Annotated in this window: 21 protein-coding genes and 1 pseudogene; 6 read left to right on the top strand and 16 right to left on the bottom strand. The window is 73.4% G+C overall.

The features are described 5' to 3' along the window. Positions 1-439 precede the first annotated feature (439 nt). The 3 genes from ACZ466_RS09275 to ACZ466_RS09285 all read right to left on the bottom strand — a co-directional run bounded on the left by ACZ466_RS09275 (position 440) and on the right by ACZ466_RS09285 (position 2,972). Positions 440-1,234 (bottom strand): SAM-dependent methyltransferase, encoded by a 795-nt coding sequence (locus ACZ466_RS09275; RefSeq protein WP_378285569.1) that lies wholly within the window; start codon positions 1,232-1,234, stop codon positions 440-442. A 104-nt stretch (positions 1,235-1,338) separates the two neighbouring features. After that, entirely contained in the window at positions 1,339-2,100 is a 762-nt protein-coding gene (locus ACZ466_RS09280; RefSeq protein ID WP_378285570.1) for a sugar phosphate isomerase/epimerase family protein, read from the bottom strand. 83 nt (positions 2,101-2,183) lie between these two features. After that, on the bottom strand, positions 2,184-2,972 hold the full coding sequence (locus ACZ466_RS09285) for an SDR family NAD(P)-dependent oxidoreductase (protein WP_378285571.1): 789 nt from the start codon (positions 2,970-2,972) through the stop codon (positions 2,184-2,186). A gap of 168 nt (positions 2,973-3,140) precedes the next feature. Here ACZ466_RS09285 and ACZ466_RS09290 point away from each other — a divergent pair, with 168 nt between their 5' ends. From ACZ466_RS09290 to ACZ466_RS09300, 3 genes are all read left to right on the top strand, one after another. Next, positions 3,141-3,896 (top strand): maleate cis-trans isomerase family protein, encoded by a 756-nt coding sequence (locus tag ACZ466_RS09290; protein WP_378285572.1) that lies wholly within the window; start codon positions 3,141-3,143, stop codon positions 3,894-3,896. Between the two features lie 19 nt (positions 3,897-3,915). Then, on the top strand, positions 3,916-5,913 hold the full coding sequence (locus ACZ466_RS09295; protein WP_378285573.1) for an oxidoreductase: 1,998 nt from the start codon (positions 3,916-3,918) through the stop codon (positions 5,911-5,913). An 86-nt stretch (positions 5,914-5,999) separates the two neighbouring features. Beyond that, positions 6,000-6,458 (top strand): nitroreductase family deazaflavin-dependent oxidoreductase, encoded by a 459-nt coding sequence (locus ACZ466_RS09300; protein WP_378285574.1) that lies wholly within the window; start codon positions 6,000-6,002, stop codon positions 6,456-6,458. Here ACZ466_RS09300 and ACZ466_RS09305 read toward each other — a convergent pair. Genes ACZ466_RS09305 through ACZ466_RS09325 form a run of 5 tightly spaced genes read right to left on the bottom strand, consistent with a single transcriptional unit; the run spans position 6,445 to position 11,557 of the window. After that, positions 6,445-7,101, bottom strand: coding sequence for an ABC transporter ATP-binding protein (locus ACZ466_RS09305; RefSeq protein WP_378285575.1), 657 nt, complete (start codon positions 7,099-7,101; stop codon positions 6,445-6,447). The genes ACZ466_RS09300 and ACZ466_RS09305 overlap by 14 nt on opposite strands. Continuing rightward, entirely contained in the window at positions 7,095-8,063 is a 969-nt protein-coding gene (locus ACZ466_RS09310) for an ABC transporter ATP-binding protein (RefSeq protein ID WP_378285576.1), read from the bottom strand. The genes ACZ466_RS09305 and ACZ466_RS09310 overlap by 7 nt, the downstream gene beginning before the upstream one ends. Further along, the gene (locus tag ACZ466_RS09315) at positions 8,060-8,983 is read right to left on the bottom strand and encodes an ABC transporter permease (protein ID WP_378285577.1); all 924 of its coding nucleotides are present in this window, start codon (positions 8,981-8,983) and stop codon (positions 8,060-8,062) included. Before ACZ466_RS09315 ends, ACZ466_RS09310 begins: the two co-directional genes overlap by 4 nt. A 4-nt stretch (positions 8,984-8,987) precedes the next feature. Next, on the bottom strand, positions 8,988-9,992 hold the full coding sequence (locus tag ACZ466_RS09320) for an ABC transporter permease (RefSeq protein WP_378285578.1): 1,005 nt from the start codon (positions 9,990-9,992) through the stop codon (positions 8,988-8,990). Next, positions 9,989-11,557 (bottom strand): ABC transporter substrate-binding protein, encoded by a 1,569-nt coding sequence (locus ACZ466_RS09325; RefSeq protein WP_378285579.1) that lies wholly within the window; start codon positions 11,555-11,557, stop codon positions 9,989-9,991. Before ACZ466_RS09325 ends, ACZ466_RS09320 begins: the two co-directional genes overlap by 4 nt. Positions 11,558-11,743: 186 nt before the next feature. On the opposite strand from ACZ466_RS09325, the gene ACZ466_RS09330 reads away from it, so the two are divergent. After that, positions 11,744-12,337, top strand: coding sequence for a class I SAM-dependent methyltransferase (locus tag ACZ466_RS09330; RefSeq protein ID WP_378285580.1), 594 nt, complete (start codon positions 11,744-11,746; stop codon positions 12,335-12,337). Here ACZ466_RS09330 and ACZ466_RS09335 read toward each other — a convergent pair. The 8 genes from ACZ466_RS09335 to ACZ466_RS09370 form a co-directional block, all read right to left on the bottom strand. After that, the gene (locus ACZ466_RS09335; RefSeq protein WP_378285581.1) at positions 12,319-12,996 is read right to left on the bottom strand and encodes a response regulator; all 678 of its coding nucleotides are present in this window, start codon (positions 12,994-12,996) and stop codon (positions 12,319-12,321) included. The two genes, ACZ466_RS09330 and ACZ466_RS09335, sit on opposite strands and share 19 nt — an antisense overlap. Further along, positions 12,993-15,602 carry an ATP-binding protein gene (locus ACZ466_RS09340; protein ID WP_378285582.1) on the bottom strand — a complete coding sequence of 870 codons (2,610 nt, stop codon included), beginning with the start codon at positions 15,600-15,602 and terminating at the stop codon, positions 12,993-12,995. Before ACZ466_RS09340 ends, ACZ466_RS09335 begins: the two co-directional genes overlap by 4 nt. Positions 15,603-15,640: 38 nt before the next feature. Continuing rightward, positions 15,641-16,558 (bottom strand): potassium-transporting ATPase subunit C, encoded by a 918-nt coding sequence (locus ACZ466_RS09345; protein ID WP_378285583.1) that lies wholly within the window; start codon positions 16,556-16,558, stop codon positions 15,641-15,643. A 1-nt stretch (position 16,559) separates the two neighbouring features. Next, the gene (gene kdpB / locus ACZ466_RS09350) at positions 16,560-18,734 is read right to left on the bottom strand and encodes a potassium-transporting ATPase subunit KdpB (protein ID WP_378285584.1); all 2,175 of its coding nucleotides are present in this window, start codon (positions 18,732-18,734) and stop codon (positions 16,560-16,562) included. Then, positions 18,734-20,395, bottom strand: coding sequence for a potassium-transporting ATPase subunit KdpA (kdpA, locus tag ACZ466_RS09355; protein ID WP_378285585.1), 1,662 nt, complete (start codon positions 20,393-20,395; stop codon positions 18,734-18,736). Before kdpA ends, kdpB begins: the two co-directional genes overlap by 1 nt. Further along, positions 20,395-20,484, bottom strand: a complete 90-nt coding sequence (gene kdpF / locus ACZ466_RS09360; protein ID WP_378285586.1) for a K(+)-transporting ATPase subunit F — start codon at positions 20,482-20,484, stop codon at positions 20,395-20,397. The genes kdpA and kdpF overlap by 1 nt, the downstream gene beginning before the upstream one ends. Before the next feature lie 290 nt (positions 20,485-20,774). Then, the gene (locus ACZ466_RS09365; protein WP_378285587.1) at positions 20,775-21,419 is read right to left on the bottom strand and encodes a response regulator transcription factor; all 645 of its coding nucleotides are present in this window, start codon (positions 21,417-21,419) and stop codon (positions 20,775-20,777) included. After that, positions 21,416-22,609, bottom strand: a complete 1,194-nt coding sequence (locus ACZ466_RS09370) for a sensor histidine kinase (RefSeq protein ID WP_464043199.1) — start codon at positions 22,607-22,609, stop codon at positions 21,416-21,418. The genes ACZ466_RS09365 and ACZ466_RS09370 overlap by 4 nt, the downstream gene beginning before the upstream one ends. Before the next feature lie 133 nt (positions 22,610-22,742). Between ACZ466_RS09370 and ACZ466_RS09375 the strand changes: the two genes are divergently transcribed. Together ACZ466_RS09375 and ACZ466_RS09380 are read left to right on the top strand one after the other, a co-directional pair. Then, on the top strand, positions 22,743-24,053 hold the full coding sequence (locus ACZ466_RS09375; protein ID WP_378285589.1) for an ABC1 kinase family protein: 1,311 nt from the start codon (positions 22,743-22,745) through the stop codon (positions 24,051-24,053). A gap of 319 nt (positions 24,054-24,372) precedes the next feature. Further along, positions 24,373-25,134, top strand: a pseudogene (locus ACZ466_RS09380) (polyprenol phosphomannose-dependent alpha 1,6 mannosyltransferase MptB); the annotation flags it as partial. Between the last annotated feature and the right edge of the window lie 85 nt (positions 25,135-25,219).

Raw genomic sequence — 25,219 nt, forward strand, 5'->3', positions numbered from 1 at the left:
GAAATCCGCGGAATCCGGAGCTGGAATTGCCGATGGAATGGTTCGGATCACATGGTCTTCGGCTATTGCACAGCGCGGGCCAAGGTGACTTTCCGGGGCCGGGGTGTGCCCTTCTCTGAGGCGCTGGCAGGGTCATGGTAACCAGGAGAAGCTGGTATGTCCATAAGCCGGTAGAAGATCGTTCTCGCCAAAAAAGGACAGTATTTCCGCAGGTGAAGGGGTTTCAACGGCCCCGACGACGGCGGGACGCCGTCGTCCCGCGGCGCCGCGCGGCCCGGCGGGCCGGCCAAAAGATCTTCCCTCTCGGCGCTTCCGAGCGCGAGCACGACCGTCACGCAAACCGTGTCAGGGCCGTGCGGAATGGCCGTTCCGAGAAGAGGCCGGCGTCCGCACGCGACATTCCCAGGACACCTCGCCGCGGAGCGGGGAGGGATCGTTCCTACGGGCGGCGGGCGACCGCGCAGGCCCCCAGGTTCGCGATCTCGTCGCCGGGCTCCTGCTCGGCGGGCTCCAGCTCCGGCCGCCACCGGAACGGGTCGACCAGGCCCGGCTCCAGGAACTCGAAGTCGCCGAACAGGGCGGTGATCTCGTCGCGGTCGCGCAGCGTGCCCAGGCCCATCGTCCCCTGGTACGCCTCGGCGACCTCCTCCAGGGCCGGAAGCACGTGGCTGATCGTCAGAAAGCTGCCGGGCACGAGCCGCTCGCGGAGGTGGGCCAGCAGGTCGGCGGGCCGGGGATCGGGCAGGAAGTGGAACAGGGCCAGCGCGCTGACGGCGACCGGACGGCTGAAGTCGAGCGTCCGGGCCGCCTCCCGCACGATGCGGTCGATGTCGACGACGTCGGAGTCGATGTAGTCGGTGGCCCCCTCCGGCCGGCTGGTCAGCAGCGCGCGGGCGTGGGCGAGCACGATGGGGTCGTTGTCGACGTACACCACGCGGGACTCGGGGGCGATGCCCTGGGCGACCTCGTGCAGGTTGGGCGAGGTCGGCAGCCCGGTGCCGAGGTCGAGGAACTGCCGCACCCCGTGCTCGCGCGCGAGCACGCCGACGGAGCGGGCCAGGAACCGGCGGTTGGCCTGCGCCAGCGGCCGCAGCTGCGGGCAGATGCCGAGGATGCGCCGGCCGAACTCGCGGTCGGCGCCGAAATGGTCCTTGCCGCCGAGGTAGAAGTCGTACACCCGGGCGGGGTGCGGCTCGTCGGTGCGCAGATCCACGGAGGGGGGCGTGTCGGTCATGGAGAGCGCTTCCTATAAAGGGAAATCAAAACGGTCGCGTCCGCAGAAGCGTAGCGGCAACGGACTTCTCGGACGGGCCTCCGGAGGGGTCCAGGCCCGGCGTGTCACGACCAGTAGCGCGCCGCGGAGTCGCGCGCGAGGCGGGCGAACTCCGGCATCGGGAGGGCGAGCAGTTCGGTGTTGAGGACCTCGACGCTGACCAGGCCCTCCCAGCCGCGGCCGAGCAGGGTGGAGGCGAAGCGGTCGAGTTCGAGGACGCCGTTCCCGGGCATCGCCCGGCGCTGCGAGGTCTCCTCCGCGATGTCGCCGGACACCGGCGGCGGCGCGTCGGCGAACTGGACGTAGGCGATCCGGTCCAGCGGCACGCGGGCCAGGTCGTCCCAGGTGCTGTCGCCGAAGGAGAAGTGCCACGAGTCGATCAGGAGGCCGGCCCGGCCGGCGCCCGCGGCGTCCACGACCTCCAGGCCCGTCCTGATCGAGGACACCGGTCCCAGCGGGCTGAACTCGACCGCCATCCCGGCGCCGGCGTCGGCGAACATCGCCGCGCACCGCTCGACCACCTTGGCCGTCTCCTCGGTGAGCCCGGTGTAGAAGAGCGTGGGGATCCACTCCGCCCGCACCGCGGCGGCCGTCCGCGCCAGCTGCTCGGCGGCCGCCAGCGTCGCCGCGTCGTCACCGTCCACCATGAGGACGAGCAGTTCGTGGCAGCGCAGCCCGGCCGCGTCGTAGACGGCCGGCGCGTCGGCGCCGACCCACTCGGCGGACAGCCCCAGGGCCGAGAACCCCGCCTGCCGGGCCGCCCCCACCAGGTCGCCGACGGCGCTGTCCCACCGGATGTCCGGACTGAGTCCCAGCTCCACCGCCACCGGTTCACCTCAGCCCTGTCGCCGCCACCGTCGGAATCATTGTAAGTTTTGCAATAATGATAGGCAAGGTGGCCGGGACGGGTTCACAGGCCGGCGCCGCCGGTCTTCTCGGCGCCCATGCCCGAGAACCCGACGGAGTAGCCGCCGTCCACCGGCATCAGGAGCCCGGTGATGTAGGAGGCCTCGTCGGAGGCCAGGAACAGCGCCGCCGAGGCGATCTCCTCGGCCAGCCCCCAGCGGTCCATGGGGATCCCGGGGATGCGGAACGTCCCCGGGGGCGGCTCCGGGAACTCCCGGGACCGCGCGACCAGGCCGGTCCAGATGCTTCCGGGGCACACCGCGTTGACGCGGATGCCGTCGTCGGCGTAGTCGAGGGCGGCGACCTTGGTCAGCTGGTTCACCCCCGCCTTGGCCGCCCCGTACACGCCGTGGTGCTTGAAGCCGACGACCGCGGTCGCCGACGAGACGTTCACGATCGAGCCGCCTCCGGTGCCGCGCATCGAGATGATGCCGTACTTCATGCAGAAGAAGACCCCCCGCAGGTTCACTCCGTGCACGCGGTCCCAGGTCTCGGTGGTCTGCTCGTGCAGCGGCTTCAGCCCGCCGCCGAACCCCGCGTTGTTCACCAGGACGTCGACCCGGCCGAACTCCTCCTCCGCCGTCGCGATCATGCGCCGCACGTCCGCCTCGTCGGCGACGTCGGTCCGGAGCCCGATCGCCGCGCCGCCGATCTCCCGGGCGACGTCGATCGCGCTGCCGCTGACGCTGGCGCAGACGACCTTCGCCCCCTCGCCGGCGAACCGGTGCGCGGCGGCCCTGCCGATCCCCGACCCCGCGCCCGTGATGACCGCGACCTTGCCCTGCAAGCGCATCCGCGCCTCCCGTCGTCCGTGCGCACCACACTCTCGCTCCACCCATCTTGTATGCAATATCGCCGAACAAACCGCAAGAATCTCGCTTGTTGCCCATGCGTATCGGGCTGGTGTATGCAATATGGGAACCTCGGTGGTGGGCGTGGATCGACCGGAACGGAGCCGACGATGACCGACCCGTTGGGCTGGCGGCTGAAGATCGGGGTGGTGACCCCCTCGGTCAACACCATCGTCCAGCCCGAATACGACGACATGCGTCCGCGCGGGGTGACCAACCACATCGCGCGGATCCACATCCGGGACTGGGTCGTGAACGACGACGAGGACTTCGCCGGGCTCGTCCAGGACATCGACGCCGGTGTCGACGACGCGGTGGAGCGGGTGCTGACCTGCGAGCCCGCGCTCGTGGTGCTCGGGGTGTCCATCGAGGCGGTCTGGGGCGACCCGAAGGCCGGTGACGCGATCCGCGACCGGCTCCGCGCCAGGTTCGGGGACGACCTGCAGCTGGTGCACGCGGGCGCGGCGATCCCGGCGGCCCTGCGCGCCGTCGGCGTCAACGAGGGCCCGATCGGCGTGCTGACCCCGTACCAGCCCGGATCGGAACAGCACCTGCGCGGTTTCGTCGAGGGCTGCGGGTACGAGCTGAGCACCGCGGTCCACCTGCGCGCCCCGACCGCCGTGCAGATCGCCCACACCCCCAGGGAGACCCTCGTCCAGGGGCTCAAGGAGATCGCGGAGAAGCGCCCGCGGGCGATCGTCCAGTTCGGCGCGAACCTGTGCATGGGACGGACGGCGGCCGAGGCCGAGCACTGGCTGGGCCTCCCCGTGATCGCCGTCAACACGGCCACGTACTGGCACGCGCTGCGGAGCAACGGCATCACCGACCAGATGGACGGCTTCGGCCGGTTGCTGGCGAGCCACTAGCCGTTGGGAGGCACCCGCGTTGCCCGCTGACTATCCGACCCTGTTCTCCCCCATCGCGCTGGGACCGCGAACGGCGCGCAACCGCGTCTGGATGGCGGCGCACGCCACCGAGTTCTCCACCGACGGGACGTTCGCCGACGCCAGCGCCGACTACTACGCCGAGCGCGCCCGCGGCGGCGTCGCCGTCATCACCATGGAGGCGATGGCGGTGCACCCCACGACCCAGCCGCGGCGCGGCGTCATCCACGCCTACGACGCCGCGGTGGTGGACAGCTACCGCAAGGTCGCCGCCGCCGTCCACCCGCACGGCGCGCTGCTGATGGCGCAGCTGTGGCACCGCGGCCGCCAGACCGACGGCATCATCTCCCGGCTGCCGACCTGGGCGCCCAGCCCGGTGCCCGACACCGTGTACCGGGAGACGCCGCACGCGATGGACCGCCGGGAGATCGACGAGATCGTCGCGCACTACGTCCTGTCGGCCCGCCACGCGGTGGAGGGCGGCGTCGACGGCATCGAGATCCACGGCCTGGCGCACGGGTACCTGCTCGGCCAGTTCCTCTCCCCCGCCACCAACCACCGCACCGACGAGTACGGCGGCTCGTTCGAGAACCGGCTGCGCATCGTGCGCCGCATCGTCGAGGAGGTGCGCGCGGCGGTGCCCGCCGACCGGGTGCTCGGGATCCGCCTCAACAGCGACGACGGCGACGTGGAGCACGGCCTGCGCAACGCGGACTGGGTGCGCATCGCGACCGAGGTCGACGGCTGGGGCGTCCTGGACTACATCTCCACCACGCAGGGCACCTACCTCGACCGGATGCAGATCTACGGCACCTCCGCCGCGCGGCCCGCGGGCTACGAGGTCGCCGACACCGCCAACATCACCGCCGCGGTCTCGGTGCCGGTCATGGCGGTGGGCCGGATCACGACCCCGGAGATGGCCGAGGACGTCCTCGCCTCCGGCAAGGCGCAGTTCGTCGGCATGGCCCGCCAGCTCATCGCCGACCCGCTGTGGCCCGCCAAGGCCGAGCGGGGCCGTCCCGACGACATCCGCCCCTGCGTCGGCGCGAACTGGTGCGTCGCGTCCTTCGCCCGCGGCCCCGTGACCTGCCTCCACAACCCGCACGTGGGCCGCGAGCGCGAGTTCCGCCAGGACGACGCGCGGCCGCGGCGGTCCCGCCGGGTGGCGGTCGTCGGCGGCGGCCCGGCCGGGCTGCGCGCCGCCCTCAGCGCCACCGACCTGGGGCACCGGGTCACCCTCTTCGAGCAGAGCGGCGCCCTCGGCGGGCAGGTCAACCTCCTCGCGCAGGCGGCGTCCTACCGGGAGTGGTCCGGCGTCACCGACTGGCTGGCCGACCGGCTCCGGCGCACCAAGGCCGAGATCCGCCTCCGGCACCGGGCCACCGCCGACGACCTCCTCGACCGGTACGACGCGGTCATCGTCGCCACCGGCTCCACCCCCGTCCGGCACGGCTGGACGGCCCGGCGGCCCGCGCGCTGGGCCGCCGACGCAGCCGCCCTGCCGGGCTCCGGCCAGTGGAACGTCTACACCCCGGCGCAGATCCTGTCCGGCGGCGAGACCCCGCCGCACCGGATCCTGGTCGTGGACGACACCGGCGACCGGCAGGCGTTCGCCACCGCCGAGTACCTGGCCGGACGCCGCCACGCGGTGCACGTGGTCTCCGCCTTCCCCCAGCTGGGCCACGCGTTCGCCGACTCCCACGACCTGCCGTTCGCGTTCGGCCGGCTGCGCCGCGCCGGCGTCACGTTCACGCCCAACGTGGAGGTCACTGCAATCGACGAGGACACCGTCACGCTCGCCGATGTGCACACCGGCGAGCTCTCCCGGCTGACCGACATCGACGGCGTGGTGCTCGTCCTCGGCAACGCCGCCGACGACGCGCTGGCCCGCGAGCTCGACGGCACCGGCCTGGACGTCCATCTGATCGGCGACGCCCAGGCACCCCGCCGCATCTTCAACGCCATCTGGGAGGCCGAGACCGCGGCCCGGAGCCTCTGAGCCGATCAGGATTCGAGAAGCGGCCGCGGCCGGGGCGCGCCTAGCGTGACCTGCATGGACTTTTCGTCGACCGGCTGGAGGCAGTGATGACGGCGAAGCAGCAGGCGCGCAGGCCCGGTACGCCCGGGGCGTTCTCGCGGTGGATGCAGCACCGGGCGAACGCCCGGATGAACCGCAAGGTGCGGCGGGGGCGCGGCACGTTCATGGGCATGGACGTCCTGATCCTGAACACGGTGGGCAGCCGGAGCGGGCAGCGGCGGGAGACGCCCGTGGCGTGGTTCGCCGACGGTGCGGACGACCGGCTGATCGTCGCGTCGGGCGGCGGGAGCCGGAACCCGGACTGGTTCGACAACCTGATGGCGCATCCCGAACAGGCGGCGATCGAGCTGCCCGGCCGCGACCCCGTGCCGGTGACGCCGCATCATCTGGACGGCGCCGAGCGTGAGCGGGCGTGGCGGCTCATCGCCACCGCCCAGCCGCGCATCGCGAAGTACCAGGGCAAGTCCGACCGGGAGTACCCGGTGGTCCGGCTCAGCCCGCGGTGACCGCCGCGAGGTCGTGCCACTGGAGGGTCTGGTCGCAGCAGGACTCCAGGAGCGCGGAGTCGTGGCTGACCATCAGGGCGGCGCGCGCGTCCTGCCGGACCTGGGCGCGGATGAGGTGGACGAGGGTGGCGGCGCTGGACGCGTCGAGCATGGCGGTCATCTCGTCGCAGAGCAGGTAGCGCGGTCCGGCGCCGAGGGTGCGGGCCAGGCAGGCGCGCTGGAGCTGGCCGTCGCTGACCTCGTGGGGCCTGCGGCGCAGCAGGTCGGGGGTGAGCCCGACGAGGTCGGCCAGCCGCTCGGTCTCGCCGTCGGGCGCCGACGGCGGGAGGTGGGCGGACACGATGCGCCGCAGGGTGTGGCGGGGGTCGGCGGCGGCGCGCGGATGCTGGAAGACGACCCCGACGCGGCGGCGCTGGGCGGCGGGCGCGGCGTAGCGGAACCGGCGGACGGGCTCCCCGTCCAGGTGGACGCTTCCGCCGCGGGGCGGGTGCAGGAGGGCGAGCACGCGGATGAGCGTGGACTTGCCGCACCCGCTGGGGCCCTGGACGCCGATGACGCGGCCGGGTTCGAGGGTCAGCGAGACGCCGGTCAGGACGTCGGGGCCGCGGCCGTAGCCGGCGGTCAGGGCGGTGGCGCTCAGCATGGCCGGTCTCCGTTCGGGGGGCGGGCGCAGGCGAGGGCGCGGGGCCCGGGCAGGCCGGCGAGGGCGGGGTCGCCGGTGCAGGTGTCGCGGCGGGGGCAGCGGGGGCGGAAGGCGCAGCCGGCGGGGAGGTCGGAGAGGTTGGGCGGATGTCCGGGCAGGGGGTGCAGGCCGCGGGCGGGGGTGGCGGCGAGCAGGCCCCGCGTGTAGGGGTGCCAGGGGTCGCCGAACACGTCGGCGGCCGGGCCCTGCTCGACGATCCTGGAGGCGTACATCACCGCGACGTCGGTCGCGGCGCGTTCGGCGGCGGCGATGTCGTGGGTGATGAGCAGGACGGCGCGGCCGTCCTCGGCGATGCCGCGCAGGGCGTCCACGGTGCGGTCGACCAGGGGCCGGTCCAGGCCGGAGGTGGGTTCGTCGGCGAGGACGACGTCGGGGTCGGCGGCGAGGGCGAAGGCGAGCACCGCGCGCTGGATCATGCCTCCCGACAGTTCGTGCGGGTAGTGGTCGAGGGCGCCCGGGGCGAGGCCGACGCGTTCGGCGAGGGCGTCGGCCTCCCGGTGCCGGTCGCCTTTGCCGGGACGCAGTTCGCGCAGGGTCTCGACGAGCTGGGCGCGGACCGTGCGGACGGGGGTCAGGGCGGTGGCCGCCGACTGCGGCACCAGCGCGACGCGCCGTCCGCGCACCTGGCGGGCGAGCACGCGTTCGGGCGCCGAGGTGAGTTCCACGGGTTCGGAGCCGGTGTGCAGCCAGACCTCGCCGCGTATCTCGGCGTTGCCGGGGAGCAGCCCGAGCAGGGCGGAGGCGAGGACGCTCTTGCCGCAGCCGCTCTCCCCGACGAGCGCGAGCAGCCGGCCGGGCCGCAGCTCGAACGACACGTCGGTGACGGCCTGCACGACCGAGTCGCGCAACCGGAACCGGACCGACAGGTCCCGGGCGCTCAGCAGCGGACCCGGGCCGGTCACAGGGCCAGCTCCGAGCGGCGCCGGGGGACGATCCGGTCCCTCCACCAGCCCGCCAGGCCCGCGACCGCCAGCGTCACCGCGACCAGCACCCCGGCGGGCGCGGCGATCGTCCACCAGGCGCCCAGCAGCACGTCGTCGCGGCTGTCGGCGACCATGGTCCCCAGGCTGGGCAGGTGCGGGGGGAGGCCGAGTCCCAGGAAGCTGAGAGCGGTCTCGTGCCAGACCGCGTGCGGCAGCAGCAGCACCGCCGCCAGCGCCGACTGCGGGGCGACCGCCGGGAGCAGGTGGCGGGTGAGCACGGCGATCCTGGACGCGCCGCCCGAGATGGCCGCGTCGATGTACGGGCGGGAGCGCAGCGACAGCACCTCGGCGCGGACGATCCGGGCCACGGTCGTCCAGTGCGTCAGCGCGATGGAGGCGATGACCGCCCACAGCGAGCCGCGGTACAGCGCCACGATGAGGATGCCCAGGAGGAGGTGGGGCACCGCGTTGACGCCGTCCACCAGCCGCATGACGATCGCGTCGACGGCGCCGCCGGCCGCGCCCGAGGCGGCGCCCACCAGGGTGCCGAGCACCGTCGCCACCAGGGCGCAGGTGACGGCGACGATCAGGGAGACGCGGGCTCCGGCGGCGGTGCGGGTCAGGACGTCGCGCCCGGAGTCGTCGGTGCCGAAGAGGTGGCCCGGCCCGGGGGCCTGCCGGACGGCGTCGTAGTCGACCGCGCCGGTCGCGGCGTCCCCCGCCATCAGCGGCAGCACCGCGACGGCGGCGACCAGCGGCACCAGGACCGCGACCGCGGCCAGGACGCGCGCGCGGGCGGAGGCGGCGGCGCCCGGACGGGCCGTGCCGCCGGGTCTGCGCCGGCCCGCGGGTCGCCACTCCTGGAGCCGGGGGCGGCCCCCGGCGGTCTGCTCGTTCATGGCCTCACCCATCGGCGGACGCTCTCGGATCGATCAGCAGGACGGCGACGTCGGCGCACAGGTTGCCGGCCAGGACGGCGGCGGTCGCCAGCAGGGTGAGCGCCACCAGCAGCGGGAAGTCGACGTTCAGGCCGGCCTTGACCATCGCCCCGGCCACGCCGGGCCAGGAGAACACCTCCTCGACCAGCACCACGCCGGTCACCAGTTCGGGGAGGCGGGTGCCGACCGTGGTCACGAACGGCAGCAGCGCCGTCGGCAGCCCGTGCCGCAGCACGACCCCGCGTTCGGGCAGGCCGCGCGAGCGCGCCGCGGTCACGTGGTCGTCGGCGAGCCCGACCAGCATCTGCTGCCGGACGGTCAGGATCAGCCAGGGCAGCTGCGCGACCGCCAGGACGAGCGCGGGCAGGGCCAGATGGCGCGCGGTGGAGGCGAACCCGGCGGTCCCCGTGGCGTCGCTGATACCGCCCGCGGGCAGCAGCGGCAGCGCGACCGCGAACACGGCGATCGCGCCCAGGCCGAGCAGGAAGGTCGGCAGACCTTCCAGTGCGTGCGCCACGGTGACGGTGAAGCGGTCGACCCAGCCGCCCTGCCGCCACGCCGAGACCACACCGAGCGTCAGCGCGATCGCCACGGCCAGGGTGAGGCCGGTGCCCGCCAGCAGCAGCGTCCACGGCAACCGCTGCGACACCACCTCGCCCACGGGCTGGCCGAAGCTGCGGCTGGTCCCCCAGTCGCCGGTCAGGACCCCGCCCAGCCAGTCGGCGTACTGCCGCCAGATCGGCTCGTTCAGGCCGAGCTCGGCGCGGGTGCGCGCGATGTCGGCCTCGGCGGCCGTGAAGATGCGCGTGCCGTAGTACTGGTGCACCGGGTCGAACGGCGAGGCCGCGCCCAGCAGGAACACCACTCCCGACACCACCAGCAGCAGCGGCACGGCCACGAGCGCGCGCCGCAGCGCCATCAGCCCGGCCCGCCCCCGCCGCGTGCGGGGTTCCGTCTTGAGAACGTTCACGCGCGGGGGGACCACTTCTCGAGGTTCCACCACGGCCCCCACATCAGCACGCCGTGCACGTGGGGATCGACGACCGGCTGGTAGCCCGACCACTGGCCGCGCACCACGTAGGCGTGCTCCAGGAAGACCAGGAACACCCACGGCGGGTTCTCGGTCAGCCTGCGCTGCACCGCCCTGTACGCCTCGGCCCTGGCGGACGGGTCGGTGGCGCGGCGAGCCTTGTCCAGTTCCGCGTCCACGGTGGCGTCCCGGTACGAGCCCGGGTTGTTGAACCCGTCCTCGGCCTGCGAGGAGTGCAGCACGCCGTAGGCCACCAGGTCGGGATCGAAGGGCGTGCCGCCGCCCATGACGACCGCGTCCCGGTCCATCCTCGGCTCGATCGCGTCCCAGCCCAGCCCGACCAGGTCCACCTTGACGCCGACCTTGGCCGCGTCGGAGGCGAACCCGCCGGCCAGGGCCCTGCGGACCGAGTCCTCCGCCGGATACATGAGGTTGAACCGTGCGGGGCGGCCGTCGCGCGCCCGGACGCCGTCGCTCCCGGCCCGCCAGCCCGCCGCGTCCAGGATCCGCCCCGCCTCGGCCGGGTCGTGCCGGAAGACCGCCGACGGGTCGGCGAACTCGCGCAGCACCTGCGGGATCGGGCCGTAGGCCGGCGCGCCGCGCCCGGCCAGCAGCGCCCGGATCATCCCGTCCCGGTCGACGGCCAGGTTCAGCGCCCGCCGGATCGCCAGGTCGCCGGTCACCGGGTTCTTCTGCGGCATCATCACGCCGCGGTAGTCGGCGCTGTCGTGGCCGTGCACGGTCATGCCGTCGACGCGCGAGAACGTGCCGGCGAGCGCGGGCGGCAGCACCGTGCCGTCGAAGTCGCCGCGCCGCATCCGCTGGGCCCGGGTGTTGTCGTCCGGGACGAACACCACCGTGACCTTCTTGATCCGCGGGGCCCCGCCCCAGTAGCGGTCGTTGGCGGTGAGCACCAGCCGCTCGCCCCGCCGCCACTCGGCGAACCGGTACGGCCCGGTGCCCACCGGCCGGGCGTTGAACGCCGACGACTCCAGTCTGCCGCCGCCGGCCAGCGCCTCCGACGGCACGATGCCCAGGAGGAGCCTGTGCACGAACGGCGCGTACGGGTGCCGCAGCCGGAACTCCACCGAGTCCGGCCCGGCCTGCCGGACCTCCTCCAGCATCCGGAACGAGGAGGCCACCGGCGACGCGGCCTTCGGGTCCAGCAGCGTCCGGTAGGTCGCGACGACGTCCTCGGGGCCGAAGGCCGACCCGTCGTGGAAGGTGACGCCGGGACGCAGCCGCACCGTCCAGGTCTTCCCGTCCGCCGACGGCGCGGGCACGGCCGCGGCCAGTGCCGGCTGCGGGCGGCGCCGCGCGTCGTGCGTCACCAGGCCGTCGAAGATCTTGCCCTTGCCGTCTTCGGCGAACCCCATCAGCGGGTGCAGCGACTCGTCCTCGTAGGGGTCGGCGAGGACGATGCCGTCCTCGCCGGTCTGTTCCTGGGGGGCGGCGCAGGCCGCCGCCACCGTTCCGATCGCGACCGAGGCCACGACAAACTTCACCAAAGCACGCGAAGTACCGCCCACGGCCAGGACGGTAACGTGCCCGCCGCACTTATTACAAGTCGCTCGCAACTACGAGGCACACGCAACAAGTGTTGTCCGCCGTGTTGTCCGCGTGGCCGCGCGGGGCAACAGGTCGGCCGTTGCCGCACAGCCGGTCACGCCGATGGGTGAGGTAATGGCGTCATGATGAACAAGTCCCATCTGGCCTACCTGTCCAGCCCGGAGTGGGCCGAGGCGCTGCGCACCGACCTGCTGCCCTGGCTCCAGGAGGTGGCCGAGCTCGGCGACCACGTCCTGGAGATCGGCCCCGGCTACGGCCTCACCACCGAACTCCTCGTGTCGCTGGCGCCCCGCGTCACCGCCGTCGAGATCGATCCCCGGCTCGCCGCGGAGGTGCGGGCCAGGCTCGGCGACGCCCCGGTGGAGGTGATCGAGGGCGACGCCGGCGCCCTGGACCTGGCACCGGACCGGTTCTCGGCGGCGACCTGCTTCTCGATGCTCCACCACCTGGAGTCGCCCGCGGCGCAGGACCGGCTGTTCGCGCGGCTGCACGGCGCGCTCCGTCCCGGCGCGGCACTGCTGGGAGTCGAGTCGATCGACGGGGAGATGATCCGCCGGGGCCATGTCGACGACACCTATGTCCCGGTCGATCCGGCCACGCTCGGGCAGCGGCTGGAGGCCGTGGGCTTCACCGGCACCGTGGTCGAGACGGTCAGCGACTACCAGTTCCGCTTCATCGCGAGAAAGCCGGGCGATGGTCACGGCTCGAAGCGGTAGCCCATCCCCGGTTCGGTGATCAGGTGTGCGGGGCGCGCGGGCTCGCTCTCCAGCTTGCGGCGCAGCGAGGCCATGTAGACCCGCAGGTAGTTGGTCTCCTTGACGTGGTTGGGGCCCCAGACCTGGGCGAGCAGGCGGCGCTGCGGCACCAGCGTGCCCGGGTTGCGCAGCAGGATCTCCAGCAGCTTCCATTCGATCGGGGTCAGGTGGACCTTGGCCTCACCGGGGCCGGTGACGGTCTTGCGGACCAGGTCGACGGTGTGGTCGCCGACCTGGACGATCGGGGAGACCTGGTCGGCGGGCGCCCTGCGGGTGATGGCGCGGATGCGGGCCAGGAGCTCGTCGACGCCGAACGGCTTGGTCACGTAGTCGTCGGCGCCGGCGTCCAGGGCGTGGACCTTGTCGGTGCTCTCGGTCCGTCCCGACAGCACCAGGATCGGCACCGAGGTCCAGCCGCGCAGCGACCGGATCACCTCGATGCCGTCCGCGTCGGGCAGGCCCAGGTCCAGGACGACCAGGTCGGGCCGCCAGTCCGCGACCCAGGTGAGGGCGCGGCCCGCGTCGGCGGCGACGCGGACGTCGTAGTGGCGGGCGCGCAGGTTGATGCGCAGGGTGGCCAGGATCTGCGGGGAGTCGTCCACCACGAGCACGCGCGTCATGATTCCTCGTCTCCTTCGCGCCCGCCGGGCACGCCGGCCGCCAGGTCGCCGCCCGGTTCCGCCGCCGGCAGGGTGACGACCATGGTGAGGCCGCCGCCGGGGGTCTCCTCGATGTCGATGGTGCCGTCCATGGCCTCGGTCAGGCCGCGGGAGAGGGCCAGGCCGAGACCCACGCCGGTGTGGTTGTCGCGGTCGCCCAGGCGCTGGAAGGGTTCGAAGACGCGGTCGCGGTCGGCGGGCGGGATCCCGGGGCCGCGGTCGATGACGCGCAGCTCCAGGCGTCCGGCGTGCGCGCTGGCGGTGACCAGCACGGGCTCGCCGGGCGGGCTGTACCGGACGGCGTTGCCGATGAGGTTGGCCAGGACGCGTTCCAGCAGGGCCGGGTCGGCGAGCAGTTCGGGCAGGCCGTCGGGGACGCGGATCCGGACGCCGGTCGCGTCCCCGGCGGCCCGGGGCACGATGTCCTCGGCGGCGAGGGGGCGCCGGGTGACGCCCAGCGACCCGGCCTGGAGCCGGCTCATGTCGAGGAGGTTGGCGACCAGGCGGTCGAGCCGTTCCAGCGACTCGGCGGCCGTGGCGACCAGCTCGTCCTGGTCCTCGGCGCTCCAGTCGACGTCGGGGCTGCGCAGGCTGTCGACGGCCGCCTTGGCGGAGGCGAGCGGGGTGCGCAGGTCGTGGCTGACGGCGTTGAGGAGCGCGGTGCGCATGCGGTCGGCGGCGGCGAGCGGGCGGACCTGCTCGGCGGCCTCGGCCAGCCGCCGGTGCCGCAGCGCCACCGCGGCCTGGGCCGCGAACGCCTCCAGCACCCGCCGGTCGGCGGCCGGGAGCGTGCGGCCGCGCAGCACGAGCGCGAGCGCGTCGTCATCGACGAGGATGTCGGTCTCGCCGGCGTCCGGGCTGGTGCACGGCTCGCCGCCGACCGTCGCGACGACGATCCAGGCGTCGGGGTCGCGGAGCGTGTCGGGGGTGGCGGGCTCGTCGGGATCGCGTTCCAGCAGGGTGACGGAGGCGAGGCCGTAGGTCTCGCGGAGCCGTTCGAGGATGCCGGCCAGGGCCGTGGAGTCGCGGCGCCCGCCGGCGGGGGCGTCACCGCGCAGGATGTCCCCGGCGAGGATGGACAGGATCTGCGACTCGGTCTGGGCCCGTGCCGCCTCCCGGCTCTTGCGCGCGGTGACGTCCACGATGGTGCTGACCGTCATCCCCACCACCACGTACACCATGAGCTGGAGGAACGCCTCGGGCTGGTTGATGGTGAAGGTGTAGAGCGGGGGCGTGAAGTAGTAGTTGAGCAGGAGCGAGCCGGCGATCGCGGCGAAGATCGCGGGAAACAGCCCGCCGATCATCGCGACCCCGATCACCGCCGCCTGGAACAGCAGGATCTCGCTGGTGAGGGAGAGCTGGTCGCGCGTGTGGTCGAGGAAGAAGGTGAGCAGCGGCAGCCCCGCGGCCGCGGCCGCGAACCCGGCGTTGCGCCGCTTGGCGGGCACGCCCCACGCGGTGCGCAGCGCCTTCCAGCGCCTCCCCTGGCTGGTCTCCTCGTGGGTGACCAGGTGGACGTCGATCGAGCCGGACTGGGCGGTGGCGGTGACGCCGACCCCGCGGGAGAACAGCTGGGCGATCCGGCCCCGGCGGGACGCGCCGAGGACGAGCTGGGTGGCGTTGACGCCCCGCGCGAAGTCCAGCAGCGCCTCGGGGACGTTGGTGCCGACGACCTGGTGGTAGCTGCCGCCCAGGCTCTCCACGAGGGCGCGCTGGCGGGTGAGATGGGCGGGCCCGGCTCCGGTGAGGCCGTCCGCGCGGGTGACGTGCACGGCGAGCAGGTCGGTCCCCTTGGTGCGGTCGGCGATGCGGGCGGCGCGGCGGATCAGCGTGTCGCCCTCGGGGCCGCCGGTGAGGGCGACGACGACGCGTTCGCGGGCCTCCCAGGTGCCGCGGATGTCGTGGTCGGCTCGGTACCGGTCGAGCTGGTCGTCCACCTTGTCGGCCAGCCACAGCAGCGCCAGCTCGCGCAGCGCGGTCAGGTTGCCGACCCGGAAGTAGTTGCCGAGGGCGGCGTCGACCTTGTCGGGCCCGTACACGTTGCCGTGCGCCATCCGGCGCCGCAGCGCCTGCGGGGTCATGTCGATCAGCTCGATCTGGTCGGCGCGGCGGACCACCTCGTCGGGGACGGTCTCGCGCTGCGGCACCCCGGTGATCCGCTCGACGACGTCGTTGACCGAGTCCAGGTGCTGGACGTTGACGGTGGAGATCACGTCGATGCCGGCGTCCAGGATCTCCTCGATGTCCTGCCAGCGCTTGGCGTTGCGGGAGCCGGGCACGTTGGTGTGCGCCAGTTCGTCGATCAGCGCCACCGCCGGGCCGCGCCGGATCACCGCGTCCACGTCCAGCTCGGTGAACGAGGCGTCCCGGTAGGCCAGCTCCCGGCGCGGGACGGTCTCCAGCCCGTCCAGCAGCCGCGCGGTCCGCTCCCGGCCGTGCGTCTCCACGAAGCCGACCACCACGTCAGTGCCGCGTTCCCGCCGCCGCCCCGCCTCGGCGAGCATGGCGTAGGTCTTGCCGACCCCGGGCGCGGCCCCGAGGTAGATGCGCAGACTTCCCCGGCCCATGTGTTCCTCCCGGCCCCGCGTCACCCGTTACCGCGGGGTCAACCGCGGTACGGGAACCTTCCGTCCAGCGCCATGTTCAGTTTCAGGACGTTGACCGCCGGCTGTCCCATGAACCCGAGGGCCCGTCCCGTCTCCTCCTTCTTCACGAGCTGTTCGACCTGGGCCGGGGAGACGCCGCGGGCCTGGGCGACCCGCCCGGCCTGGAGCCGCGCGTAGGCGAGGCTGATGTGCGGGTCCAGGCCGCTGCCGCTGGCGGTGACCGCGTCGGCGGGCACGGCGGGTTGCGCGGGCGCGCTCCCCCTGACCGGGACGACCAGTCCGGCGGAGTAGTCCTCGCCGTACCGGGCCGGTTCGACCCGGACGCCCTTGTAGGTGGCCATGAACGGGGCCCGCACCACGCCCGCCTGCTCGTTCAGGCTGACCACGCGGGTCGGGTGCGGGACGTCCCCGGCCGCCGTGCGGGCGCCGAAGACCGCGAGGACGGCGCCGGCCCCGCCGGGCGTGCAGAACGGGCGGGCGCCGCTGACGCCCTCCAGTTCCCCGACGCTCCTGCTGCGCTCGCAGACCTGGGTGAGCAGGCTCTGCGAGGCGTTCTCGTCCTCCTTGCCGGCGGCGACCAGCTTCGGGTTCGGCAGCGTGTCGACGATGCTCTCCGGGCCCAGGTTGCTCGCGCCGGAGGAGGTGGGGTCGTAGCCGTCGCCGGCGGCCGACGGGCGGCTCTGGAAGTACTGCTTGAGCGGGGCGCCGTCCTTGCCGGTGAACGACTGCCCGATGAGGGCGCTGCCGGCCGTCCGGCCGCCGGCCGAGACCAGCGAGCCGTCCGCCTTGTCCTGCAGGCCGGGAAGGCGGCCGACCGCGAACACGGCCAGCGGGTAGGCGACGCCGAGCAGCACGGTGAAGACCAGCAGCGCGCGCAGCGCGGCCAGGTGCTGCCGGATCCAGCTTGGTAGACGCATGTCAGGACATCCCCGGGAGGAACTGGACGATCAGGTCGATGAGCTTGATGCCGATGAACGGGGCGACGATCCCGCCCAGGCCGTACACGTACAGGTTGCGCGACAGGAGCTTGGACGCGCCGCCGGGCTTGTAGCGCACGCCGCGCAGGGCCAGCGGGATCAGCGCGATGATGATCAGCGCGTTGAAGATCACCGCGGACAGGATCGCCGACTGCGGGCTGTGCAGCCGCATGATGTTGAGCGCGTCCAGGCCGGGGAACAGCGCCACGAACAGCGCGGGAATGATCGCGAAGTACTTGGCGATGTCGTTGGCGATGGAGAAGGTGGTCAGCGCGCCCCGGGTGATCAGCAGCTGCTTGCCGATCTCGACGATCTCGATGAGCTTGGTCGGGTCGGAGTCCAGGTCGACCATGTTCCCGGCCTCCTTGGCGGCCGAGGTGCCGGTGTTCATCGCCACGCCGACGTCGGCCTGGGCGAGGGCGGGGGCGTCGTTGGTGCCGTCCCCGGTCATCGCGACGAGCCGGCCGCCCTCCTGCTCGGTCCGGATGAGGGCGAGCTTGTCCTCGGGCCTGGCCTCGGCCAGGAAGTCGTCCACCCCGGCCTCGTCGGCGATCGCCTTGGCGGTCAGCGGGTTGTCCCCCGTGATCATCACGGTGCGGATGCCCATCCGGCGCATCTCGTCGAACCGCTCCCGCATGCCCTCCTTCACCACGTCCTTGAGGTGGATGACGCCGAGGACGCGGGCGGTGCCGTGCACGACCTCGCCGACCACCAGCGGGGTTCCGCCGGACGCGGAGACGCCGTCGACGGTGGCGCCCAGGTCCTGCGAGACCGTCCCGCCGCGCTCGCGCACCCAGTCCGCGACCGCGCTCGCCGCGCCCTTGCGCAGCATCCGGCGGCGGCCGCCCCGGTCGTCGAGGTCGACGCCGCTCATCCTGGTCTCGGCGGTGAACGGCACCCAGGTCGCGTGCGCCAGCTCGCCGGGCTCGCGCTCGCGCAGCCCGTACCGCTGCTTGGCGAAGACGACCACCGAGCGGCCCTCGGGAGTCTCGTCGGCGAGGCTGGACAGCTGCGCCGCGCCGGCCAGCTCGTCCTCGGTCACCCCGTCGACCGGGATGAACTCGGCGGCCTGCCGGTTGCCGAGGGTGATCGTGCCGGTCTTGTCCAGCAGCAGCGTGTTGACGTCGCCCGCCGCCTCGACCGCCCGCCCGCTCATCGCCAGGACGTTGCGCTGCACGAGCCGGTCCATGCCCGCGATGCCGATCGCCGACAGCAGCGCCCCGATCGTGGTGGGGATCAGGCAGACCAGCAGCGACACCAGCACGATCCCGGTGACGCCGTTCCCGTCCAGCGCCAGGGAGTCCGGCACACCCGGATTGCCGGCCTTGGAGTAGATCGCCAGCGGCTGGAGGGTGGCGACCGCCAGCAGGAAGATGATCGTGAGCGCGGCCAGCAGGATGTTGAGCGCGATCTCGTTGGGCGTCTTCTGCCGGCTGGAACCCTCGACCAGCGCGATCATCCGGTCGATGAACGACTCCCCCGGCCGCTGCGTGATCCGCACGACGATCCGGTCCGACAGCACCTTGGTGCCGCCGGTCACCGCCGAGCGGTCGCCGCCCGACTCCCGGATCACCGGGGCGGACTCGCCGGTGATCGCCGACTCGTCCACGCTCGCGATGCCCTCGACCACGTCCCCGTCACCGGGGATGGTCTGCCCGGCCTCGACGACCACGACATCGCCCTGCCGCAGGTCGGCCGCGCCGACCCGCTCCTCCCGGAGGCCGCCGGGACGGCCCGGGGCCCACTCGGGCAGCCGGCGGGCGACGGTGTCGGTCTTGGCCTTGCGCAGCGTGTCCGCCTGCGCCTTGCCTCGCCCCTCGGCCACCGCCTCCGCCACGTTGGCGAACAGCACCGTCAGCCACAGCCACGCCACGATCGCCCAGGCGAACACGGTGGGTTCCAGCACGGCCAGGACCGTGCTCCACACCGCCCCGACCTCGACGATCAGCATCACCGGGTTGTGCCACAGCGTCCGCGGGTCCAGCTTGCGGAACGCGTCGGGCAGCGTCGTCACCAGCAGCTTCGGGTCCAGCAGCCCGCCCTGGACCCGGCCGCCCCCCTTGGACGCCGGGGCGCCCGGCACCTGCCCGGTCTTCCGCAAGGTCTGCGTGGGCATCAGTGGATCCCTTCGGCCAGCGGCCCGAGCGCCAGCGCGGGCAGGAACGTGAGAGCGACCAGGATCACCGTGACCCCGGCGACCATGCCGACGAACTGCGGCCGGTGCGTGGGCAGCGTGCCGTCCGACGCCGGCGCGTGCCCCTGGCGGGCCAGCGACCCGGCCAGCGCCAGCACGAAGATGATCGGCAGGAACCGGCCGAAGGCCATGCACAGGCCCAGCGCGGTGTCGTACCAGACCGTGCTGACCGTCAGGCCGGCGAACGCCGAGCCGTTGTTGTTGGACGCGGAGGTGAAGGCGTACAGGACCTCGCTCAGCCCGTGCGGCCCCGTGTTGAGCATGCCCTCGCGGCCGCTCGCGGTCGCCATCGCCGCCGCGGTCCCCGCCAGCACCAGGATCGGCGTGATCAGGAAGTACATCGCGGCGAACTTGATCTCGCGGGAGCCGATCCGCTTGCCCAGGTACTCGGGCGTGCGGCCCACCATGAGGCCCGCCACGAACACCGTGATCACGGCCAGCACCAGCATCCCGTACAGGCCCGAGCCGGTCCCGCCGGGCGCCACCTCGCCCAGCATCATGTTGAACATCGTCATCATGCCGCCGAGGCTGGTGTAGGAGTCGTGGAAGGAGTTCACGGCGCCGGTCGAGGTCAGCGTGGTCGCGGCGGCGAACACCGCCGAGTTCAGGACGCCGAACCGCGTCTCGGTCCCCTCGGTGGAGGCGCCCACGGCGGTCGGCACGGTGCCGTGGTGGATCCCCTGGAAGGTCATCGTCAGCGCGATGCTCGCGATCGCGATCAGGGACATCACCGCGGCGATCGCGTAGCCCTGCCGGTTCTGGCCCACCATCCGGCCGAACGTGCGCGGCAGCGCGAACGGGATCAGCAGGATCAGGAAGATCTCCAGCCAGTTCGTCCAGGACACCGGGTTCTCGAACGGGTGCGCCGAGTTGGCGTTGTAGAACCCGCCGCCGTTGGTGCCCAGTTCCTTGATGGCCTCCTGGCTCGCCACCGGCCCGCCGGTGATCGTCTGCGGGTGGCCGGTGAGCGTGGTCACCGTCGTGCCGCCGTCGAAGTTCTGCACGACCCCGCCGATGATCAGCGCGATGGCGCCGGCGAACGCGATCGGCAGCAGGATGCGCAGCGCACCGCGGGTCAGGTCCACCCAGAAGTTGCCAAGGTGCTCGGTCTTCTTCCGGGCGAACCCGCGCACCAGCGCGATCGCGACCGCCATGCCGACCGCCGCCGACACGAAGTTCTGCACCGCCAGCCCGGCCATCTGCACCAGGTGGCCCATCGTCGACTCGCCCGAGTACGACTGCCAGTTGGTGTTGGTCACGAAACTGACCGCGGTGTTCCACGCCTGGTCCGGCTTGACCGGATCCATGCCCAGGCTCAGCAGCAGATGGTTCTGCAGCCGCTGGAAGCCGTAAAGGAACAGGACGCTGATCGCCGAGAACGCGAGCACGCTGCGCGCGTAAACGCCCCAGGTCTGCTCGCCGCCGGGCTCGACGCCCATGCATTTGTAGAGCACGCGCTCCACGCGCGAATGCCTCGTACCGCTGTAGACGCGGTACATGTAGTCGCCCAGCGGCCGGTACGCGACCGCCACGGCGAGCACCAGGGACCCCAGGAAGAGGAGCCCCGCGGCCGTCGGACTCACTAGAAACGCTCCGGATACAGCAGGGCGGCGATCAGGAAGACGATCAGGGCGGCGGCCAGCACCAGCCCGATGAGGTTCTCGGCGCTCACAGCCGCTCCACGCCCTTCACCAGCAGGCCGAGCGCGGCGAAGATCGCCACGGTCAGCAGGACGAACGCCACATCACTCATTGGTCGGTCACCTCTGTCGAATACCGGATCACGAGCGGCCCGCGCCTCTCGGGGCCCTCGGTGAGTAAATCGCCGCATTCTGGGCGCTTCGACCCCCCTTAACGACTCCTTGACGAGGAGGCCGCCAGTCTTGACGCGGCACTGACGCGGCCACCCCGCCGACGGCCCGGATTTTGCGTCCGGCCGGCAGGGCGGCGACTTCTGGCCCCTTCAGGGGGTGAGGCCGTGGCGGAGCGCGAAGATGACGGCGGCGGCGCGGTCCCGGAGGCCGAGCTTGGTGAACACGCGTCCGATGTGGGTCTTGACGGTCCCTTCGGCGATGCTGAGCCGGACCGCGATCTCGGGGTTGGTCGCCCCCTCCCCGATCAGGGCGAGCACCTGCCGCTCGCGCGGGGACAGCCCGGCCAGCGCGGGCGGCGGCGGTGTCGCGCCGACGCGCGTGCGGTAGACGTCGAGGACCTGCGGCGCCACGGCCGGGTCGAGCCAGCCCTTGCCCGCGGCGACCGCCCGGGTCGCCTGGATGATCTCCTCGCACGGGGCGTCCTTGAGAACGAAGCCGGCGGCGCCCGCGGCCAGCACGGCGGCGACGACCGCCGGATCGTCGAACATCGTGAGCGTCAGCACGGGCGGCGCGCCGGGGACGGCGCGCAGCAGCCGGGTGGCCTCGGCACCGTCCACCCGCTTCATCCGGACGTCCATGAGGACGACGTCGGGCCGCACCCGGGCCGCCGCCCGGACCACCTCGTCGCCGTCGGCGCATTCGCCGGCGACCTCCAGACCGGGTTCGCCCTCGAAGATCCGGACGAGCCCGGCGCGCACGAGCGGCTGGTCGTCCACCAGCAGGAGCGCGGTCACCGGACGCCGCCGAGCGGGATCGCGGCGTCGATCCGCCACCCGGCGCCGTCCGGCCCGGCGTGCAGGGTGCCGCCGAGCGCCGTGACGCGCTCGCGCATCCCGACCAGGCCGAGCCCGCCGCCGGCGGGCGGGGCGGTCCGGCCGCCCGGCGGTGCGGCGCCCCGGTCGGCGACCGTGACGAGCGCGTGCCGGGCGCCGACGCTGACGGTGACCGCGGCGGCGGCGCCGGGCGCGTGGCGGGCGCTGTTGGACAGCCCTTCCTGGACGACGCGGAACAGGGTCAGCCCCACCGCCGGGTCCACGGACGCGAGGTCGCCGCTCGTGGTCAGCTCGACGGACAGCCCGTCGGCGCCGAGCCCGTCGACGAGGGCGCGGATGTCCTCGGCGGTGGGCGGCGGCGGGGCGATCGGTCCCGCCGCCGCACCGGGGTCGCGGAGCAGGACCAGGCCCTGGTGGACGTCGCGGACGCCGCGGCGCCCGACCCGCTCGGCCTCCTCCAGCGCGCCGACCGCGGCGGCGGCGTCCCCGCGTGCGGCGGCGCGCCGGGCGGCGCCGATGTTGAGCAGCACCACGCCGAGCCCGTGGCCGATCAGGTCGTGCACCTCGCGGGCGATCTTGCGGCGCTCCTCGGCGACCGCCTCCCGGTCCAGCCGCAGCCGCGCCTCGTACAGCGCGGTGTGCAGGCGGAACGCCAGGCCGAGCAGGAGGAAGCCGATCCCCCACATGATCCAGGTGGGCCACAGCGGCAGGTTCCCGGCCGCGAACCGCTGCAGCGGGGCGAGCGCCAGCGCGACCGGCGCGCACCACACCAGGTCCCGCGTCCGCGCGAGGATGGCCAGATGCGCCCAGGCTGGCGCGGTGGCCACCGCGAGGGCGCCGTCGGCGAAGGTGCCCTCGGTGAACGGGAACGGCCGGAACTCCCCCGGCGCGCTCTGCGCCGGCGGCGCCAGGACGAGGGGCGCCAGGACGGCGAGCACGGCCCACGGCACCAGCGCGGGCGGGACCCGCCACGGCCGCACCACCTGGAGGGTCCAGACCGCGATGTAGGCGGCGACCGGCACGGTCCTCGCGATGGGCGCCGGTGACAGCGCCACGGCGAGGACGGCCCACGCGACGCCGACGCAGCCGAAGAAGCGGAGCACCGGCCACGGAGGGGGATGGCGGAGGAAGACGGCCTCGATCCGACCCATGCGCAGATCCTAGGAAGCGCCGCCGCGCGCCGTCATCGGACCGTGGTCGTACCCGGCCGCGACCCCGGTCATAGGCCGGCCGGCGCCCGCGGGGCGATGCGCGGACGGGGGCGCGGCGGCGACGCTGGCGTCCATGAGGATCCGATCGCTTTCCCGGATGGCGCGCCTGTCGGCGGTCCCCGTGGGCGTCACGCGGCGGCTCGTCCTGGCGGGCGGGCTGCGGGCCCTCGGGCGCCTGACCGACGAGTCCGCGCTCGACCTGCACGAACGCACCGCCGACCAGCTCGTCGAGGTGCTCGGCGGGCTGCGCGGCGGGGCGATGAAGTTCGGCCAGGTGCTGTCGGTGTACGAGGCGGTGCTGCCGCCCGCGGTGTCGGCGGTGTACCGGCGGAGGCTGGCCGTGCTGCAGGAGGACGCGCGCCGCGAGAGCGCCGGCACGGTGGAGCGGGTGCTGGCCGAGGACCTGGGACCCGGCTGGCGGGACCTGTTCGCCTCCTTCGACCTCGACGCCGCCGCGGCCGCCTCCCTCGGTCAGGTGCACCGGGCGCGCTGGGGCGCGGACGGCCGGGCCGTGGCGGTCAAGGTCCAGTACCCGCGGGCCCGCGACGAACTGCTCGGCGACCGCGACGCGGTCGTCCTGGCGATGCGCCTGTTCACCGGGCTGCTGTCGCCGGAGCTCGACGGCCGGGCGCTGGCCACCGAACTCATGGACCGGATCGCCGAGGAGCTCGACTACGCCGGCGAGGCCTCGGCGCAGCGGGCGTTCCGGGCCGCCTACCTGGACGACCCCGGCTTCCTCGTCCCGGAGGTCGTGCTGCAGCGCGGCCGCGTCCTGGTCACCGGCTGGGTCGGCGGGACGCCGCTGGCGCGCGTCGCCGAGTCCGGGAGCCGGGAGGCCCGCGACCGCGCCGGACTGCTGCTGACCCGCCTGCTGTTCTCCGGGATCCCGCGCTGCGGCATGATGCACGGCGACCCGCACCCCGGCAACTTCCGCCTCCTGGACGACGGGCGGCTCGGCGTCCTGGACTTCGGCGCCGTCTACCGGCACCCGCCCGGGACCGTGACGCCGCTGGAGCGGTGGATGAACGTCCACCTGGCGGCACTGGACGACGGCGCCGACCTGGAGGAGGCACTGCGCGAGGCGGGTTTCCTGCGTCCGGGCGTCCGGGCCGACCCGGTGCGGCTGCGGGAGCTGTTCCTGCGTTCGGGCGCGCCCGCGTTCGCCGAGTCGTTCAGGTTCGACGCCGCGTACCTGCGGGACGCGCTCGCCGGCATCACCGCCTCGATGCCGGTCGGGCTCAGCATGGCGTTCCCGCCCGGAGCCGTCCACGCGCAGCGCGCCCTGGGCGTCGGCATCGGAGTGCTGTGCCGGCTGGAGGCCGAGGTCCCGTTCCAGGCCGAAGCGCTGCGCTGGCTTCCCGCCGGCGAGGACCTGGCCGGGTGAGGCCAGAAAAACTCACCGTCCGTTTCCGAACAGGCACGGGCCGCACACTCCTTATCACTTAACGACAAGGTTCGGCGGAGGAAATGCTCGCCTTTCGAGAATGTGAATGGCGAACCCGGTCTCGTGGAGTTCGAGCAGTTCCCGGGTGACATCTCTTGGCCATATTGGTCGTTTACGGTCTCCGTCCGTGTCGCTCTCCGCCCCGACCTCGAATCCCCTCCCGACGGCCGCCGCTTCACGGCCGGGCCGGTCCGGTACGACCTTCGCGCTGACAGGATTGGCGTTGATGGGAGCCGGCATGGTCCTGCTGTGCGCCGGGATGGCCGCCGGACCCTCGGGACTGGTCCCCGAACGGGGTTCCGAAGGCCCTTTCCTCTCCGGCTCGCTCGGCCTCTCCCGCACAACGGTCACCTGGCTCGGCCGGACCGCCATCGGTTGCGCCGCCGCCGGCACCCTCGCCGTCCTGTGGGCCCTGCGGCGGGGGTGGAAAGGGCTGCCCCCGCGCGTCATCCTCACTTTCGGCGCGGCGGCCGCGGCGCTCATGACGGTGCTTCCGGTCGCGGGATCGGTCGACATCCTCAACTACGCCGTCTACGGCCGCATCACCGACCTGGGGCACAACCCGTACACCATGACCCCGCAACACCTGTACCGGCTTGGAGACCCGGTCGGGCTGCTGCGTCCCGAGCCCTGGGCCGGGCACCCCACCGTCTACGGCCCCGCCGCCACCGCCGTCCACGCGCTCGCCGGACACCTCGGCGGCGCCTCCATGGCCTGGATCGTCCTCTGGCTCAAGCTCTTCCACGCGGCCGCGTTCACGGCCACCGCGTACATGCTCCACCGGCTCACGGGCCCCGACCGCGCCGCCCGCACCCGCGCCGCGCTCCTGTGGACGCTCAACCCCGTGATGCTGTTCTGGATGATCGGCAGCGGGCACGCCGACGCCCTCGCGATCACATTCCTCGTCGGCGCCGTCCTCGTCGTCGGAAACCGGGCCGCGCTCGGTCCCGCGCTCCTGGCCGGCTCCCTCGCCGGAGCGGCCGTCGCCGTCAAGGCCACCTTCGCCCTGCCCGTCCTCGGACTGGCGATCGCGGGCCTGCGCCACCCCCGCCTTCTGGCCACCGGGGCACTCGGCGGCGCCGTCACCCTCGCCACCGGCTACCTCG

The sequence above is a fragment of the Actinomadura rugatobispora genome, from assembly GCF_055379765.1.